Below are 15,625 nucleotides of genomic sequence, written 5' to 3'. Positions count from 1 at the left end.
TCGTTTTATGAAACGCTAGGAGCGGACCATGTCACCTTTTGAAATCGGTGCATCGCGCCCGGTTGGGCCGGTGCAGGTGTCGACCACAAAGAATGCCAAGGCGGCTGCGGGAGCGGCAGCTTCGGCAGTGGTCGGTGGCCAGCCTGCAACTGATGCCGGTGCGGCGGCGCAAGTCGAACGATCGGCAGCGCTGGATGCCGGACAGGCAGCGCCGGTCGATGCCGAGCGCGTCAAGGAAATCCGCCATGCCATCGAAACCGGTAGCTACCCGGTGCTGCCCACGCGGATCGCCGATGCCATGATTGCTGCCGGAATGCTGCTGAGGACTGCCGAGGGATGACCATGACCAATCCTGCCCGCAACGCTGCCGCCCCCGCTGGTGATCTGCGTGATACCTTGCGGCAGATGCTTGCCGTGCTGCAACAGGAACGGCACGCGCTTGCCGGACTGGATCTGGACATGATTGCGGGTTGTGCGAGCAACAAGGCAGGGCTGTGCGATACGCTGGCCGACGTGGATCAAGGTTTGGTGGACGAGGAATGCCGCGGTCTGCTGGACGCTGCCCGCCGGTTGAACGAAGCCAATCGCCGGGTGCGCAACCTGATTGCGGCGAATGTTTCCGCTCGTCTGGATGCGCTGACCGGAAATGCGCCGCTGTATCGTGCAGGCGGGCAGGTCCATCGCCTGAAGTCGGCCTGAAGCCGCTTGGCTGATCCCATTTGGCACGGGCCTTGCTGATGACTTTCCGGGATGCCGCTTGTCTGCGGCCGGAAGGGATCAGTCGTGAGTTCATACGATCTTGCCGGAATGTCGAACGCCCCGGCCGCCAGTGGCGGTGCCGGGGCGAACGTGCGTTCCGCGATTGCCGGGGCCGCGCAGGCAACCGGCACTGACTTTGCCTATCTGATGGCGCAGGCGAAGCTGGAATCCAGCCTTGATCCCAGCGCTCGTGCGCGCACGTCCAGCGCCAGCGGGTTGTATCAGTTTACCTCCGATACCTGGCTGCGCACGCTGGACAAACATGGTGCGACCCATGGTCTTGGTTGGGCCAGCGATATGATTAGCGGCGGCAAAGTGGCCGATCCGGCAGCGCGCGCGCAATTGCTGGCGCTGCGCTTCGACCCGCAGGCTGCTGCGCTGATGGCGGGCGAGCTGGCCAACGACAATCGCGACTTTCTGACCGGTGTGCTGGGCCGTCAGCCCGATCATGCCGAACTGTATCTGGCGCATTTCTTCGGGGCCGATGGTGCGGGCAGGTTCCTGACCACGCTGGCCAGCAATCCTGCGCAATCGGCAGCTTCGGTGCTGCCTGCGGCGGCGGCATCAAACCGGTCGACTTTCTATGGTCCCGATGGCGCGGCGCGTTCGGTAAGCGAGGTGATGGACCTGATCCGTGCCCGCATGGCCGGGGCTAGCGGTGGAAACGATGGCTCCGAGGCGCTGCAATGGGCCGCATCGATGGGGGTGACGCCCGCATCTGCAGCCGCCATGCAAGCGCCGCAGTTCACCGGTGGCCCCATCGCCCGCGAATTTCAGGGCGTGGCGGCAACCGGCGGCAATTCCCTGCCGCAGGCATCTGCCGCTTCGATGGCCGATACATTGCGCCAGACTTTTGCGCTGGGCGATGGTGGATCGGTCCCCGCCCATGTCCGGCAGGCCTATGGCCGCCTTTCGGCGCTGGGGTTGTAAGCGATGCTGAAACGCTTCGGTTCTCCCGCTGCATTTGCGCTGCCCGCCGGCATCCTCACGCTGATCGTGCTGATGGTCGTGCCGATCCCGTCGATCCTGCTCGACGTGTTCTTCGTGGTGAATATCGCACTGTCGGTGGCCATTCTGATGGCGGCGATGAACGCCGAAAAGCCGCTCGATTTCTCGTCGTTCCCGTCGGTCCTGTTGTTTGCCACGCTGCTGCGTTTGGCGCTGAACGTGGCGTCGACGCGCATCGTGTTGGTCAGCGGGCACGAAGGCGGCGCGGCGGCGGGCCATGTGATTGAGGCGTTCGGCGAATTCCTGATCGGCGGCAACTTCGCGGTCGGCCTGTTCGTGTTCATGATCCTGATGATTATCAACATGGTGGTGGTCACCAAGGGCGCGGGCCGCGTGTCGGAAGTGTCGGCCCGCTTCACCCTTGATGCCTTGCCGGGCAAGCAGATGGCCATCGACGCCGATCTTGCCGCCGGACTGCTGACCGGTGACGAGGCCAAGGCCCGCCGCCGCGAAGTTTCGACCGAGGCCGATTTCTACGGCTCGATGGATGGTTCGTCCAAATTCGTGAAGGGCGACGCGATTGCCGCGCTGCTGATTCTGGGCGTGAACATCATCGCCGGGTTCTGCCTGGGCATGATTACCCACGGCCTTTCGGCCAGTGACGCGGCGCGGGTCTATATCACGCTGGCCATTGGCGATGCGCTGGTGGCGCAAGTGCCATCGCTGCTGCTGTCCATCGCCGCTGCGGTGATCGTGACCCGCGTGTCCGACAGCCGCGATCTGGCCGGGCAGATTGGCGGACAGTTCGCCAGCCCGGCGATCTGGCTGCCGGTGACGGTGATCCTTGGCGCGATTGGTGCGATCCCTGCCATGCCGCAGATGGTGTTTCTGCCCGCCGCCGCGCTTTCGGGCTGGTTGTGGTGGGCGTTGAAGAAGCATGCCGCGCGGCCTGCGCCAGCACCGAAGGTGGAAGAAGCGCCGCCGCCCGATCCTGCGCGAATCACGCTGGAAGATGTCAGCGACCACACGCTGGTCACCGTGGAAATGGGCTATGGCCTGATCCATCTGGTCGACGAAAGGCGCGGATCGCCGCTGGTGGCGCGGATCACCGGGGTCAGAAAGCAGCTTTCCCAGTCGTTCGGCTTCATCGTACCGCAGTTCCGGGTGCGCGATTCGCTAGAGCTTGGCCCCAATACCTATCGCATCCTGCTGGGTGGCGTGCCAATTGGCGTGGCCGACATGCAGCCCGACCGGGTGCTGGCGATTGACGCGGGTGAGGCCAACCCCGACCATGGCCTGCGCGGTATCGAAACCCGCGACCCCAGCTTCAACTGCCCCGCCATCTGGATCAACCCGGCGCAGCGCGACCTTGCCATTGCCGAAGGGTTCCTGACGGTCGATGCCAGCACGGTCATCGCCACACACCTGAACCACGCGCTGGGCGAACGGCCATCGGCGCTGTTGGGACCGGATGAGGTCAAGGCGATCCTTGACGGGGTGAAGGAGCGTTCGGCAGGCCTTGTCGAGACGATCCACCCGCAGCCGATGTCCTTGGGCGCGCTGACCCGGCTGCTGCACACGCTGCTGGATGATGGCATTTCCATCGCTCACCCGCTGCCGATCCTGTCCGCGCTGAGTCAGGCCCTACAGCAGACCACCGACCACGACCGGCTGGTCGATCTGCTGCGGGCCGATCTTGGCGGAATGCTGGTGGGGCGCATCTGCCCGCCCAATGAACGCCTGCCCGTGGTCACGCTGGAAGCGGGGCTGGAGCAGATGATCGTGTCCGGGATGCATGATCCCGCCACGGGTCAGCCGGTGATCGAGCCTGATCTAGCGCGCGGGATTGGCGAAAGGGTGTCGACGATCATTGCCGAACGCGGCGCATCGGCACCGCCGATCGCGCTGATCGTGCAGCCGCGCGCGCGCCGTCCGCTGGCCGCTCTGCTGCGCCTGCGCGCGCCCAACTGCCAGGTGCTTTCGATTTCCGAACTTCCCGCTTCGCAACCGATCGAGGTGATCTCGGTCATTGGTGGCGAGGCCTCCCAACAATCGAGCGACGCGATGCCGCAGCCTGAGGGAATTGCCGCATGAAACATGACCACCGCGGATTTGCCGCCGCACAGGCCTACAAGAAAGACGAAGTATCCGACCGCATTCGGCGCTTTTTGCCGATGGTGAAGCGATTGGCGTGGCACGTTCACGGATCGGGCCGGTCGGGGATCGAGATGGATGACCTGATCCAGGCGGGTCTTGTGGCGCTGACTGAATGTTCGCAGCGGCACTCCGGCCCGACCGAGGATGGCTTTGCCGCCTATGCCAAGCTGCGCGTACGCGGGGCGATGGTCGATCTGGTGCGGCGATCGGTGCCGCTGTCACGTTCGGCGTCTGACCGGCGGCGAGTGCTGCGCGAGAAGACATCGGCGCTGACCGCCGACCTTGGCCGTCCGCCCAGCGAGGCTGAACTGGCCAGCGCCATGGGCCTGTCAGAACGCGAACTGGCCGATCAGCGTGCGGCGGACGAGCCATTGCGGTTCGAGACGATTGACGATGCCTATTCCGATAGCAGCGCCGCCTTTGCCGATGACAGGCCCGACAGTTTCGAAGTGTTGGCCGATGATGAGATGCGCGGCGCAGTGGCAGGCGCGATTGCCGACCTGCCTGAACGGTTGCAGATGATAATCCAGCTCTACTTCGTGGAAGAACTGAACCTTGCCGAAATTGCCGAAGTGCTGGGTGTCAGCATTCCGCGCGTCCACCAGTTGAAGGCGCAGGCGCTGGACAAGCTGCGGGGCGCGCTGGGCGAGGGGTATGAAATAATCTGAATCCCGCTTGCCAATCTTTCATGCACGACTTAATCGATCGATTAAATCAAGCTTGGGAGAGGCACATGGCGATCAAGACCCGGATTACGGAGATGCTGGGAATCGAGCATCCGATCGTGCAGGGCGGGATGATGAATGTCGGCACGGCGGAGATGGCATCTGCGGTGTCGAACGCGGGCGGACTTGGCATCGTCACCGCGCTGACCCAGCCCACGCCGGAGGCGCTGCGCGACGAGATCGAGCGCACCCGGTCGATGACGGCCAAGCCGTTTGGCGTGAACATGACCATCTTTCCCACGGTCAATTCGCCCGATTACAAGGCCTATGCCCAGGCGATCATCGATGGCGGGGTGAAGATCGTCGAGACGGCGGGCACGCAGGCCGTGCGCGAGATCTGGGAGATGCTGAAGCCCCACGGTGTCAAGATCCTGCACAAATGCACCGCCGTTCGCCATGCCCTGTCGGCAGAGAAGGCGGGCTGCGACGTGATTTCCATCGACGGCTTCGAATGTGCGGGCCACCCCGGCGAGGATGACATTCCCGGTCTGATCCTGATCCCGGCGGCGGCGGACAAGGTGAAGATTCCACTGCTGGCCAGTGGCGGTTTTGGCGATGGGCGCGGGCTGGTGGCAGCGTTGAGCCTTGGAGCCGAAGGCATCAACATGGGCACGCGGTTCTGTGCCACGGTCGAAGCGCCGATCCACGACAATGTGAAGCAGGCTTATCTCAACAATGACGAGCGCGGCAGTTTCCTGATCTTCCGCAACTTCAAGAACACCGCGCGGGTGGGCCGCAGCGATGTATCAGAGGAAGTCGTGCGCCGTCTGGCCCAACCTGATGCGACGTTCGCGGACGTTCAGGAACTGGTCAATGGACGCGCGGGCAAGCAGTTGCTGGAAACGGGTGACCTGTCCAAGGGCGTGTTCTGGGCCGGCATGGTGCAGGGCCTGATCCACGACATTCCCACCTGCCAGCAATTGATCGACCGGATCGTGGGCGACGCCGAAGCCATCATCAAGGGGCGGCTGGGGGGCTTCATGGCATGAAGATGGACAGCACGACCAGCGCTGTGGTGACCGGCGGCGCATCCGGTCTTGGCCGCGCCACAGCAGAAGCGCTGGCGGCGGCGGGGGTCAAAGTCGCCATCTTCGATGTGAACGAGGAACTGGGCGAAGAGGTGGCGAGCGCCATCGGCGGCCTGTTCTGCAAGGTTGATATCACGTCCGAGGAATCGGTGGTGGCAGGCTTTGCCAAAGCGCGCGCGGCCCATGGGCAGGAGCGCATCTGCGTCCACTGCGCGATGACCCACCGCAAGGGCAAGACCGTTGGCCGCAACCGCGAAACCGGGGAACTGACCCGGCTTTCGACCGAGGATTACGAATATGCGGCACAGGGCATCCTGATTGCCAGCTATCGCGTGGCCTCGCTTTCGGCGCTGGGTATGGCGGCGCTCGATCCGCTGGAAGATGGTGAGTGCGGGACGATTATCCTGACCGCATCGGTGGCGGCGCAGGACGCGCAAGTGGGGCAGGTGGCCTATGGATCGCTGAAAGCCGGCGTGAACGGCCTTGTCCTGCCGATGGCGCGCGACCTGATGGATCTGGGCATCCGCGTGAACGCGATCATGCCGGGGATTTTCGGCACGCCGTTGTTGGGACGCCTGCCGGACAAGGTGCTCGACGGGCTGAACGCTTCGGTGCCGTTCCCCAAACGGTTGGGCAAACCCGAAGAATACGCCAGCCTTGCCATGGAACTGGTGCGCAATTCCTATTTCAATGGCCAGGCCATCCGCCTTGACGGCGCGATCCGTATGGCCCCGCGCTGAGGAGACACGACATGAGCCAATCCCCTTTCCGCGATGATGCCCTGGCCGGAAAAGTCGCGTTTATCGCAGGCGGCACCAGCGGCATCAATCTGGGCATCGCCAAACGCTTTACCGAACTTGGTGCGCGCGTGGCCGTACTGGGCCGCAACCCTGAAAAGGCGGCTGCCGCTGCCGCCGAAATCGGTGGCGGTGCGGTGTGGCGCGCGGCCGATGTGCGCGATTATGGCGCGATTGCCGAAGCGATGAAATCTGCCCGTGACGAGATCGGCGCATTCGATATCGTGATTTCGGGCGCGGCGGGGAACTTCCTTGCGCCGGTGCTGGGCATGTCGGCCAATGCGTTCAAGACCGTGGTGGACATCGACCTTCTGGGCACGTTTAACGTGTTTCGCGCCTGCCATGAATTGCTCAATCCCGGCGCATCGTTGATCGCGATCACGGCGGGGCAGGCCGAACAGGCCATGGCGATGCAGGCACATGCCTGCGCAGCCAAGGCGGGGATCAACCAGCTTGTTCGCACGCTGGCGATCGAATGGGGACCGGACGTGCGGGTGAACGGCATTTCGCCCGGCCCGATTGCCGATACCGAAGGCATGGCCCGCCTTGCGCCCGATGAAACGACGCGGCAGGCCCATTATGCCCGCATCCCGATGAAGCGCTGGGGCACCTGTTATGAAATTGGTGAAGCGGCGGTGTTCCTGTCCACCCCTGCCGCCAGTTATGTGACCGGCGCGATCCTTGATGTGGATGGCGGCAGTTCGGTGGGCGATGCGTCGCGCACCAGCACGGACAAGGGGCTGGCCTGAACCAGCCGCGGATCAGCTTGCGTGTTCGCCTGCAAGGATGGGGTCGCCTACGGTCATTTTCTTGCCGTCGGTGATGATCACTTTGTCGCCAAGGCCTGCGACCTTGAACAGCTTGGCGGCAAATTCGTCGGGCACACCCACGCAGCCGTTGGTGGCATAGCCCTTTTCGACCTTGCTGCCGTGGATTGACACGCCATCGTTGGTCAGGCGCATCATGTAAGGCATGGGCGCGTCATAGATGTTCGAGACGTGATCAGCGTCTTTCTGGGTGATCGGGAAGATGCCGGTGGGGGTGGGCTTGTCGCCATAGCCCTTGAGAATGGCGGCAGCGCCGATTTCATGCCCGTCGCGAAACACGGAAATAACCCGCGCGGTCAGGTCAACCGTTACCACCAGCGGGCCGCTGGCAGGGGCGCGGGCTTCGTCCCAATAGAACTTGCCGAATTTGATCGGTTCGTTGATCGGCAGGATCGATTTGACTACGAACGGGCTGTCGACCGGCTTTGCTGTAAGCGCTGGCTGCGCGATTGCGGGCTTGGGCGCAGCAACAATGGCGGGCGCGGCTTCGGCGGTGCCGTTGCCAAATGCGACTTCGGCAATGTCCTGCCCGGCGTGGAACGCCAGCAGCGAGGCGAGCGCGGTGGCGGTGAAGCCCAGCGGCAAGCGAACCCAGCGATTGTTCCAGAAATTGGTCTTGCCGGTCATCTCTGCCGCTCCTTCGCATTAAGGAATAGGCATTAATGCAGTTGCTTGCGAGTCCTGTCTGGGGCGCGTCCCGGTGCGGGACGGCGGGGGTTCAAGCAATTACCGGACAAGGTTAACGGCTTAGCGCCAGTTTGCGCCAGAGTGCCTCTAAAGGCCCCTGAGCATGACGTGACAGCCACCAGCGCGGCCATGACAGCATCGCCGCCCACCCCAGCAGGACAAAGGCGGGCAACCACATGCGCGGCAGTTCTGGCCCCAGCCCCAGACCCCAGCCGGAAAAGATCGCGCCCATCAGAACGGTTGTTCCGATGTAGTTGGAAAAGGCGCATCGCCCGGCCGCGACCAGCGCGCGGCATGCGCCCGAATCGCGCAACAGCGGAAACAGCAACACAAGACCTGCGGCATAGCCCAGCGCCATCAGCAGGTGAGGTATGGCCATGCCGTGTTCGATAGCGGCAAACATGGCGCGCGGCGGCCAGTTGTGTGCAGACAGCCATTGCCCGGCCAGCACTGTGGAGATGCCGCCCAGTATTACCCCGCCGCCGGCCACGAGGCAAAGATGTCTTGCGCGCCACGTGGCGAAAAATCCACCCCGCACCAGCGCCATGCCCAACAGCATCAGTGGCAGGGTTTCGGTGAAAGTCGAAAGGGTTACGGTGAAGGGCTGGAGTGCGGAATGCGTCAGTTTGAGGTGAATCGCTTCAAGAAAACCGGCATTCAGCACGGCACTGTCTTCGGCCACCGAAGCGGCGATGCGCTGCATCATCGCGGCCTGTTGCGCCATATCCGCAGCGTTGGCCGTACCCGCCAGTACGGCTTGTTCAATAAAGATGCCCGGAAGGTCCAGCAGAGCCTCAACCGTCTGGGAGAGCAGGTAAAAGGCAATGGCGAGCCCGCCGATGTGCGCAGGCGGCAACTGACGCAGCAACAGGGCGCCCATGCCGCACAGCGCATAAGGCAGCAGGATATCGCCCCACCACAGCAGCGCGAAATGCAAATAGCCGATGACCATCAGCCACAGCAGGCGGCGGACCTGCGCGCGGTCGGGATCAAGTCCGCGACGTTCTGCGGCATCGGCAAACAGCACCATGCTGGCACCGAACAGAATACTGAACAGCGCGCGCATCTTGCCTTCGAACACGACAAAGGCGAAGGCGAACCAGCCTTCGGAACCGGGTTCGACATGTGGGATTGCGGGTGAGAACGTCGCCAGCGACGGTCCCCAGAAGCCGGTCACGTTGATCGCGAGAATGCCCAGCACGGCCACGCCGCGCAGGAAATCCAGCACATCTATGCGGTGAGGGGAGGCGTCGGTCCGGGGCAAGCCCTCAGGGCTTTATCACCATGCAGGAAAAGCCGCCAGACTTGAGCGCAGCGCAGGCCTTGTCAGCCTCGGCTTGACCGGAGAAGCCGCCTGCGAGCAGGCGCGTGACACCGCCCGAAGGCAGATCGATGCGGCTGTGTCCGGCCAGTTCTGCGCGGTTGCGCACTTTGGCCCACAGACCATCGGCATTGCTCTTGACCCCGAATGCGCCGAGCTGGACGCGCCAGCTGCCCTTGGCTTGCGGTGCCGGTGCTGCCGGTTTGGATGTTGGCGGTTTGGGTGTGACAGGCTTTGTGGCGGCAGGTTGTGCCGCTGCTTGGGCCACAGGCACCTTGGTTACCGAAATCCGCTTGGGTTGAGGCGTATAGGGCTGGGGCATGGCGACCGGGTTTGCGAAATCGGCCCCGGCGGTAACCGGGCCGCCGGGAACAGGTGTGGAGGCTGGAAGGTCGGCCCGTTCGAGCGCCTGTCCCGGCATTGCCGCACGCAGCGGTGCGGTGGGGGCAGCCTTTACGCCAAGATCGGCGGCGGCAAGCTGGGTGGCGCGGCTTTCCTGTGCCTTCTGTTCAAGGTTGGCCGACAGCGACATGGCCATCTGGCGCTGTTCCAGCGGGATGATTCCGTCCATCGTCGCAAGGCTGCGGGTGGCCTGATCCAGCCCGGTGGCGGCGGACCTGCTCATCAAGGCATAGGCCCGCACCCAGTCCTTGCTGACAATGTCACCGTTGAAGTGGGCAATGCCAAGGATATACATGGCACGCGGTTCGCCCCGATCAGCCGAAGCTTTAAGGAAGGGCAGGGCTTCAGCCTTGCGGCCTTCCTGAAACAGCAGCAAGCCCAGCGTATCGGCGGCCTTGATGTGGCCTTGCTGGGCCGCTTTGCGATACCAGGCTTCTGCGCGCTTGCTATCTTGCGGCACGCCTTTGCCCAGTTTGTAGGCCTGCGCCATGTTGAATTGGGCATCGGCATCGCCGCGTGCAGCCGGGCCAAGCCATTCCTTGACCGCGGCGGCATGATCGCCCTGTGACCACGCATCGACGCCCGCTTTCACATCGGCACGGGCGGGCGCGGCGGTGAGGGCCAGTGCGATGCCTGTTGCCGCAGATACTTTAGCCAGAAGTATTGCCTGCCTGAAATGAACCATGTTGCGAACGCCTGTGCCTGCCAGTGGTTGGTGATTGTCCGTATCGGAAAGTGATTTTTGCAACCCATGCCCGGCTGTCGTCACGACCGGGTTTGTCCGGTGAGCGCAGGGCTTGTGGTTTCGCCCTATAGTCAATGCAGCGTTAGCGAAGTCTTAGCGTGCGTTTTCAAGAGGTGAAAGCGCCTTCGCTATCCACACCGGACCATTGCGGAACAATGGTTGGGGGCCGTGTTAACCAAAATTTCAACCCAATCTGCGAATCCATCATTCACGATTTCGAGATTTTCAGGGGATTTGGCTTTGCGCGTACTGGCATTGGCATCGCAAAAGGGCGGTTCGGGCAAGACGACCCTGTCAGGTCATCTTGCTGTTCAGGCTCAGCGGGCGGGCGCAGGCCCGGTCGTGCTGATCGACATCGATCCGCAAGGTTCACTGTCCGATTGGTGGAATGAGCGCGAGGCTGAGTTTCCGGCTTTTGCCCAGACCACCGTGGCACGTCTGGCCAGCGACCTTGCGATCCTGCGGCAGCAAGGCTTCAAACTGGCGGTGATCGACACCCCGCCTGCGATCACCATGGCGATACAGTCGGTGATCGCGGTGGCTGAACTGATCGTTGTGCCCACCCGCCCCAGCCCGCACGACTTGCGGGCCGTGGGCGCTACAGTGGACTTGTGCGAACGCGCCGGGAAGCCGCTGATCTTTGTGGTCAATGCCGCAACGCCCAAGGCGCGTATTACATCCGAAGCTGCTGTCGCGCTTTCCCAGCACGGCACCGTGGCACCGGTCACGCTGCATCATCGCACCGATTTTGCCGCATCCATGATTGACGGCCGCACGGTGATGGAGGTCGATCCGAAAGGGCGTTCTGCGGCGGAAGTTACCGCGCTGTGGACGTATGTTTCGGAGCGGCTGGAAAAGAACTTCCGCCGCACCGTGTTTGCCGTTCCGCATCAGGCTGCGGCCATGCCGATGGCTGGGGCGCAGCGCCCCGCTGGTGGTTTTGGCCGCCGCGTGGTCGGTTCGTGAGCGGGGGCGGCATATGAGTCTTGCCAAACCTCTGGCCTCGCTTTCATCCAGCCTGCTGGCCCGCAAGGGTGGCGCTCGTCCGGCGATGCGTTCGCAACTGCCGGACAGTCCGCACCCTGTAGCATTCGACACCGGCGAGCCGATTTCGCCCGAAATGCTGGAAGATCTGGGTTGGAACGATCTGGGCCTTGGCCATATCGATCATGACCAGTTGGGCGAAGAAGAGATGCCGCCCCGCCGCGCGCTGACCAAAAAGCCGGTGGTGTTGCAGCAGATCGATGCTCTTGCTGCCGCGATCGAGCAGGAACCGGAAAAGTTCATGCCACAAGTCCGCACCAAGGGCGGTAAACTGGTGCGTTCGGCGCTGCAGGAAGGGCGCAAGGCTGCCTTTACCCTGCGCATCGACAATTATCGCCATCTGCGTCTGCGGCTGGCCAGCACGTTGCAGGATCGCAGTGCGCAGGCCGTGGTGACCGAAGCGCTCGACCGTTTTCTGGCCGATATTCCTGGGCTTGATGAACTTGCCCGCCGTGCACAGCGTGATTGATACACCCGAAGGGATCTGGAAGATGACCAAGCGCTTCTCTGCCTTCGCTGCCTGCTTTGCGCCTCATCGCACGGCGCGGCTTATCATTACCTCTGCGCTGGCCGCCGGCGTGCTCACTGGCTGCGCCACAGGCGGCGCCAAGCCGGACAGTTTTGCCGCGTCGTCCGAAGCAGCCATGGCCAAGGGGCGCATAGCCAGCGCGGTCGACAACGCCGAAAAGGCGGTGCTGGCCGATCCGCGCAACGCGGCCTATCGCGTGCTGCTGGGCAATGCCTATCTTAAAGCAGGCCGGTTCGAATCCGCGCGGCAAGCCTATGACGAATCGATGGAACTGGGTGTGGATAGCAGCCAGGCGGCGCTGAGCCTTGCTCTGGCCGACATCGCGCTGGGCCGCAATGTCGAGGCCATCGACACGCTCAATTCCTACCGCGACAGCCTTGAAGCTTCGGATTACGGGTTGGCGCTTGCGCTGGCAGGGCAGCCTGCGCAAGGCGTGGCCGTGCTGGCCAATACATTGCGCGGCGGTGAAAATACCACGAAAGTCCGCCAAAATCTGGCGCTGGCCTATGCCCTTGGCGGTCAGTGGCGCGAAGCACGCACGATGGCTGCGCAGGACTTGCCGGCAGACGAGCTGGGCAGCCGCATGGAACAGTGGGCGCAGATGGGCCACCCGGCGCTGATGCGTCAGCGAATTGCAGGCTTGCTGGACGTTCCCGTGCGTGCCGATGAAGGCCAGCCCACTGCGTTGGCGCTGGTCAACTATCCGGCGACCGACCAGCTTGCCGCAGAAGCGGCGACGCGGGCCGCAGCATCCCCAGCGGCGGCACCGGCACTGGCCGAAGCCGCCGTGCGTGAACTGCCTGCGGTCGACCAGAGCGGCGCGGCTACACCTTCGCTGGACGATGCATCGTCGCAGCCTCGGCAAGAGCAGCTGGCGCTGATAGATCTTCCAGCTTCGTCCCTTCACCACGGCATGACGGTGCGCGCGAAAGTTGCGCCTGCGGCATCGAAAGCGCCAGTGAGGCAGGCCTTTGTGGCCACGCGCGGCACACATCTGGTCCAGCTCGGTTCGTTCTCCAGCGCGGAAGGCGCGCGCAGGGCGTGGCGCCACTTCACGGCGCGCAATCCCGCGCTCAAAGGCTATCGCAACATGACCACGCGAGTCGCGGTGAACGGCAAGACGTTCTGGCGGGTTCAGGCCGCAGGTTTTGCCAATCAGGCGCTGGCCAGTTCAATGTGCGGAACAGTGAAGGCGCAGGGTGGTGCCTGCATGGTCATGCGTGGGCAGGGTGAGATGTTGCCCGGCAAGCGCGCGGTTGACACGCGGATGGTCAAGCGCTGATCCAGCAATGACAGAGTTACGGAATGGGGCGCGGGACTTTCGGGTTCCGCGCCCCATTCGGTTTAGCTGACCTGTGTGCCGCCCTTGAACAGGGCCGTGACGCGGCCTTCTACCGGGCGACGGTCAAACGGGGTGTTGCCTGCGGCTGCTGCCATCTTGTCGGCATTCACGATCCACGGACGGACGGGATCGACGATGGCGATGTCCGCTTCCATGCCCGTGGCCAGCACGCCTGCGTTGACGCCCAGCAAACGGGCCGGGTTGGTCGCCAGCAGTTCGAATGCGCGGGCCATGGAAATTGGGCCATCGCGCACCAGCGTCAGGGTCAGCGGGAGCAGCGTTTCGGCACCTGCCATGCCAGGTTCCGCATCGGCAAAGGGCAAGCGCTTGTCTTCCGGGCCGCGCGGATCGTGGCCCGATGCGATCACGTCGATCGTGCCATCGGCAATTGCGGCGATCACCGCCTTGCGATCCGAATCCGAACGCAGCGGCGGTGACATGCGGCAGAATGTGCGGAAGCCGACCAGTTCCAGATCGGACAGGGTGAAGTGCGCTGGCGTTACGCCTGCGGTAATCTTCACGCCGCGCGCCTTGGCCGCACGCACCAGATCGAGTGCGCCAGCAGTTGTTACCTGCCGGAAATGGACATGCGCGCCGGATAGTTCGGCCAGTGCGATGTCGCGCGCCACGGCCAGCGCTTCGGCTTCGGACGGGGCGCTGGGCAGGCCGAGCCGCGTGGCGACATCGCCCGCGGTGGCAACTGCGCTGCCGGTGATTCCGGCGTCTTCGGCATGAGTGACCACGACAAGACCCAGCATGGCGCAATAGCTGAGCAGGCGGAGCATGACGCCCGAATCGCCAATCCAGCCGCGCCCGGTGGAAACCGCCTTGGCTCCGGCATCGCGCATCAGCGCCAGTTCTGCCAGTTCATTGCCTTCGAGGCCCCGCGTGGCCGCAGCCAGTGGGTGGACCCACAGGTCGGGCTTGCCCGATTGCGCGGCAAAGCGGACCCGTGCCGGATGGTCCAGCGGTGGTCCCTGATCGGGCATCAGGCCCGCGCGGGTGATGCCGCCAAAGTGGAACGCGGGCTTGTCGATGGCGAAGACGCCAAGATCGACCAGGCCGGGTGCGATCAGTGCGCCCTTTGCGTCGAACACCTCGTCCCCGTCCTGCGGCGATATGTTGCCCAGCGCGACGATGCGGCCATCTTCACACCGGATCGCGCCTGCCTGTGGTTCGCAGCCGGGAGTTACCAGCCTGCCGCCGGTAATTGTCAGCGGGCTGGGGATCATGCGGGGGTTCCTTCTGCTTCCCAGCCCGGCACATGGCGGGCGCGGCGGGTCAGCACTTCAAGGCAGGCCATGCGGATGGCGACGCCCATTTCCACCTGCCGGGTAATCAGGCTGCGGGTGGGGTGATCGGCCACAGTGCTGTCAATTTCGACGCCACGGTTCATCGGGCCGGGATGCATGATGAAGGCATCAGGTTCGGCCTTGGTCAGCCGTTCTGGGGTCAGTCCGTAAAGATGGCGGTATTCGCGTGGGGAAGGGATGAACTGGCCCGACATGCGTTCCTGCTGAAGCCGCAGCATCATCACCACGTTCGCGCCCTTCAGTGCGACGTCGAAATCGTGGAACGGGGTCACGCCCATCGCTTCAATATCGGTCGGCATCAGTGCGGGGGGGGCGCAGACGCGCACATCGGCCCCCAGTGCGGTCAGGCTGAGGATGTTCGAGCGGGCGACGCGGCTGTGCAAAATGTCGCCGCAGATCGTCACTTTCAGGCCATTCAGATCGCTGCCCAGCGGCAGTTGCAGTGCGTGGCGCATGGTCAGTGCATCCAGCAGGGCCTGCGTCGGGTGTTCATGCTGCCCATCGCCAGCATTCAGCACGGGGCAGTCCACCTTTTCCGCGATCAGCCGCACCGCGCCCGAACTGGCGTGGCGGATGACGATGGCGTCGGCGCGCATGGCGTTCAGCGTCATCGCCGTGTCGATCAGCGTTTCGCCCTTTTTCACGCTGCTGGTGGCGGCATGCATGTTCACCACGTCCGCGCCAAGGCGTTTGCCCGCGATTTCGAAGCTCAGCAGCGTGCGAGTGGAGTTTTCGAAGAAGGCGTTGATGATGGTCAACCCGCCCAGAAGATCGGTCTTCTTCTTGGCTTGCCGGTTCAGTTCCACCCATTGTTCCGCCTCATCCAGAAGATAGAGGATCTCGTGCCGGGCAAGCTGGCCGATGCCGGTCAGATCACGGTGCGGATAGGCAAGGCCGCCCGCTGGATAGCGGCCTGCTGGGGGTGTGGTTGAGGTTTGCATTGAAGACAGTCCCCTAAACCCCGATATCGTGCCTCTCAAGCGGTTTCCCGCTGGCTATGG

The 15,625-nt window shown here is 63.7% G+C and carries 16 protein-coding genes; 11 read left to right on the top strand and 5 right to left on the bottom strand.

Annotated features, from left to right (window positions below; genetic code table 11):
* Positions 1 to 28: 28 nt before the first annotated feature.
* The 8 genes from flgM (at position 29) to OVA07_RS03085 (ending at position 7,163) form a co-directional block, all read left to right on the top strand.
* Complete coding sequence (gene flgM, locus OVA07_RS03120) at positions 29 to 340, top strand: flagellar biosynthesis anti-sigma factor FlgM (protein WP_268170011.1); 312 nt, start codon at positions 29 to 31, stop codon at positions 338 to 340.
* Positions 341 to 342: 2 nt separating this feature from the next.
* Positions 343 to 699: a flagellar protein FlgN gene (locus tag OVA07_RS03115; RefSeq protein WP_268170010.1), complete on the top strand. Its 357-nt coding sequence runs from the start codon at positions 343 to 345 to the stop codon at positions 697 to 699.
* A gap of 84 nt (positions 700 to 783) precedes the next feature.
* Positions 784 to 1,689, top strand: a complete 906-nt coding sequence (locus tag OVA07_RS03110) for a lytic transglycosylase domain-containing protein (RefSeq protein ID WP_268170009.1) — start codon at positions 784 to 786, stop codon at positions 1,687 to 1,689.
* A gap of 3 nt (positions 1,690 to 1,692) precedes the next feature.
* Complete coding sequence (locus tag OVA07_RS03105) at positions 1,693 to 3,801, top strand: flagellar biosynthesis protein FlhA (RefSeq protein WP_268170008.1); 2,109 nt, start codon at positions 1,693 to 1,695, stop codon at positions 3,799 to 3,801.
* Complete coding sequence (locus OVA07_RS03100; protein ID WP_268170007.1) at positions 3,798 to 4,532, top strand: sigma-70 family RNA polymerase sigma factor; 735 nt, start codon at positions 3,798 to 3,800, stop codon at positions 4,530 to 4,532. Before OVA07_RS03105 ends, OVA07_RS03100 begins: the two co-directional genes overlap by 4 nt.
* 65 nt (positions 4,533 to 4,597) lie before the next feature.
* Positions 4,598 to 5,578 carry an NAD(P)H-dependent flavin oxidoreductase gene (locus OVA07_RS03095; protein ID WP_268170006.1) on the top strand — a complete coding sequence of 327 codons (981 nt, stop codon included), beginning with the start codon at positions 4,598 to 4,600 and terminating at the stop codon, positions 5,576 to 5,578.
* Complete coding sequence (locus tag OVA07_RS03090) at positions 5,575 to 6,357, top strand: SDR family oxidoreductase (RefSeq protein WP_268170005.1); 783 nt, start codon at positions 5,575 to 5,577, stop codon at positions 6,355 to 6,357. Before OVA07_RS03095 ends, OVA07_RS03090 begins: the two co-directional genes overlap by 4 nt.
* An 11-nt stretch (positions 6,358 to 6,368) precedes the next feature.
* Positions 6,369 to 7,163, top strand: a complete 795-nt coding sequence (locus OVA07_RS03085) for an SDR family oxidoreductase (RefSeq protein WP_268170004.1) — start codon at positions 6,369 to 6,371, stop codon at positions 7,161 to 7,163.
* Positions 7,164 to 7,175: 12 nt separating this feature from the next.
* Here the strand turns inward: OVA07_RS03085 and OVA07_RS03080 are convergent, their stop codons facing one another.
* The 3 genes from OVA07_RS03080 to OVA07_RS03070 all read right to left on the bottom strand — a co-directional run bounded on the left by OVA07_RS03080 (position 7,176) and on the right by OVA07_RS03070 (position 10,336).
* Positions 7,176 to 7,868 carry a L,D-transpeptidase family protein gene (locus OVA07_RS03080; RefSeq protein WP_268170003.1) on the bottom strand — a complete coding sequence of 231 codons (693 nt, stop codon included), beginning with the start codon at positions 7,866 to 7,868 and terminating at the stop codon, positions 7,176 to 7,178.
* Between the two features lie 112 nt (positions 7,869 to 7,980).
* Positions 7,981 to 9,192 (bottom strand): DUF418 domain-containing protein, encoded by a 1,212-nt coding sequence (locus tag OVA07_RS03075; protein ID WP_268170002.1) that lies wholly within the window; start codon positions 9,190 to 9,192, stop codon positions 7,981 to 7,983.
* Positions 9,193 to 9,196: 4 nt separating this feature from the next.
* Complete coding sequence (locus OVA07_RS03070) at positions 9,197 to 10,336, bottom strand: SPOR domain-containing protein (protein WP_268170001.1); 1,140 nt, start codon at positions 10,334 to 10,336, stop codon at positions 9,197 to 9,199.
* 300 nt (positions 10,337 to 10,636) lie between these two features.
* Between OVA07_RS03070 and OVA07_RS03065 the strand changes: the two genes are divergently transcribed.
* Genes OVA07_RS03065 through OVA07_RS03055 form a run of 3 tightly spaced genes read left to right on the top strand, consistent with a single transcriptional unit; the run spans position 10,637 to position 13,251 of the window.
* A complete protein-coding gene (locus OVA07_RS03065; protein WP_268170000.1) occupies positions 10,637 to 11,362 on the top strand; it encodes a ParA family protein in 726 nt (241 codons plus the stop codon).
* A 13-nt stretch (positions 11,363 to 11,375) separates the two neighbouring features.
* Complete coding sequence (locus OVA07_RS03060) at positions 11,376 to 11,909, top strand: hypothetical protein (protein WP_268169999.1); 534 nt, start codon at positions 11,376 to 11,378, stop codon at positions 11,907 to 11,909.
* A 22-nt stretch (positions 11,910 to 11,931) separates the two neighbouring features.
* Positions 11,932 to 13,251, top strand: coding sequence for an SPOR domain-containing protein (locus tag OVA07_RS03055; protein WP_268169998.1), 1,320 nt, complete (start codon positions 11,932 to 11,934; stop codon positions 13,249 to 13,251).
* Between the two features lie 62 nt (positions 13,252 to 13,313).
* Here the strand turns inward: OVA07_RS03055 and OVA07_RS03050 are convergent, their stop codons facing one another.
* Both OVA07_RS03050 and OVA07_RS03045 read right to left on the bottom strand, forming a co-directional pair.
* Positions 13,314 to 14,543: a dihydroorotase gene (locus tag OVA07_RS03050; protein ID WP_268169997.1), complete on the bottom strand. Its 1,230-nt coding sequence runs from the start codon at positions 14,541 to 14,543 to the stop codon at positions 13,314 to 13,316.
* Positions 14,540 to 15,565: an aspartate carbamoyltransferase catalytic subunit gene (locus tag OVA07_RS03045; protein WP_268169996.1), complete on the bottom strand. Its 1,026-nt coding sequence runs from the start codon at positions 15,563 to 15,565 to the stop codon at positions 14,540 to 14,542. Before OVA07_RS03045 ends, OVA07_RS03050 begins: the two co-directional genes overlap by 4 nt.
* Between the last annotated feature and the right edge of the window lie 60 nt (positions 15,566 to 15,625).

It is taken from the genome of Novosphingobium sp. SL115 (genome assembly GCF_026672515.1).
Classification (GTDB): domain Bacteria; phylum Pseudomonadota; class Alphaproteobacteria; order Sphingomonadales; family Sphingomonadaceae; genus Novosphingobium.
The sequence above is the reverse complement of the archived record's forward strand: the minus strand, read 5'-3'. Positions and strand labels throughout refer to the sequence as shown.

Bases quoted from the DNA above. Each gene is read 5' to 3' on its own strand.
- OVA07_RS03045 (WP_268169996.1), bottom strand. From the start codon at position 15,565: ATGCAAACCTCAACCACACCCCCAGCAGGCCGCTATCCAGCGGGCGGC.
- OVA07_RS03095 (WP_268170006.1), top strand. From the start codon at position 4,598: ATGGCGATCAAGACCCGGATTACGGAGATGCTGGGAATCGAGCATCCG.
- OVA07_RS03080 (WP_268170003.1), bottom strand. From the start codon at position 7,868: ATGACCGGCAAGACCAATTTCTGGAACAATCGCTGGGTTCGCTTGCCG.
- OVA07_RS03055 (WP_268169998.1), top strand. From the start codon at position 11,932: ATGACCAAGCGCTTCTCTGCCTTCGCTGCCTGCTTTGCGCCTCATCGC.
- OVA07_RS03105 (WP_268170008.1), top strand. From the start codon at position 1,693: ATGCTGAAACGCTTCGGTTCTCCCGCTGCATTTGCGCTGCCCGCCGGC.
- OVA07_RS03090 (WP_268170005.1), top strand. From the start codon at position 5,575: ATGAAGATGGACAGCACGACCAGCGCTGTGGTGACCGGCGGCGCATCC.
- OVA07_RS03060 (WP_268169999.1), top strand. From the start codon at position 11,376: ATGAGTCTTGCCAAACCTCTGGCCTCGCTTTCATCCAGCCTGCTGGCC.
- OVA07_RS03100 (WP_268170007.1), top strand. From the start codon at position 3,798: ATGAAACATGACCACCGCGGATTTGCCGCCGCACAGGCCTACAAGAAA.
- flgM (WP_268170011.1), top strand. From the start codon at position 29: ATGTCACCTTTTGAAATCGGTGCATCGCGCCCGGTTGGGCCGGTGCAG.
- OVA07_RS03115 (WP_268170010.1), top strand. From the start codon at position 343: ATGACCAATCCTGCCCGCAACGCTGCCGCCCCCGCTGGTGATCTGCGT.
- OVA07_RS03050 (WP_268169997.1), bottom strand. From the start codon at position 14,543: ATGATCCCCAGCCCGCTGACAATTACCGGCGGCAGGCTGGTAACTCCC.
- OVA07_RS03070 (WP_268170001.1), bottom strand. From the start codon at position 10,336: ATGGTTCATTTCAGGCAGGCAATACTTCTGGCTAAAGTATCTGCGGCA.
- OVA07_RS03085 (WP_268170004.1), top strand. From the start codon at position 6,369: ATGAGCCAATCCCCTTTCCGCGATGATGCCCTGGCCGGAAAAGTCGCG.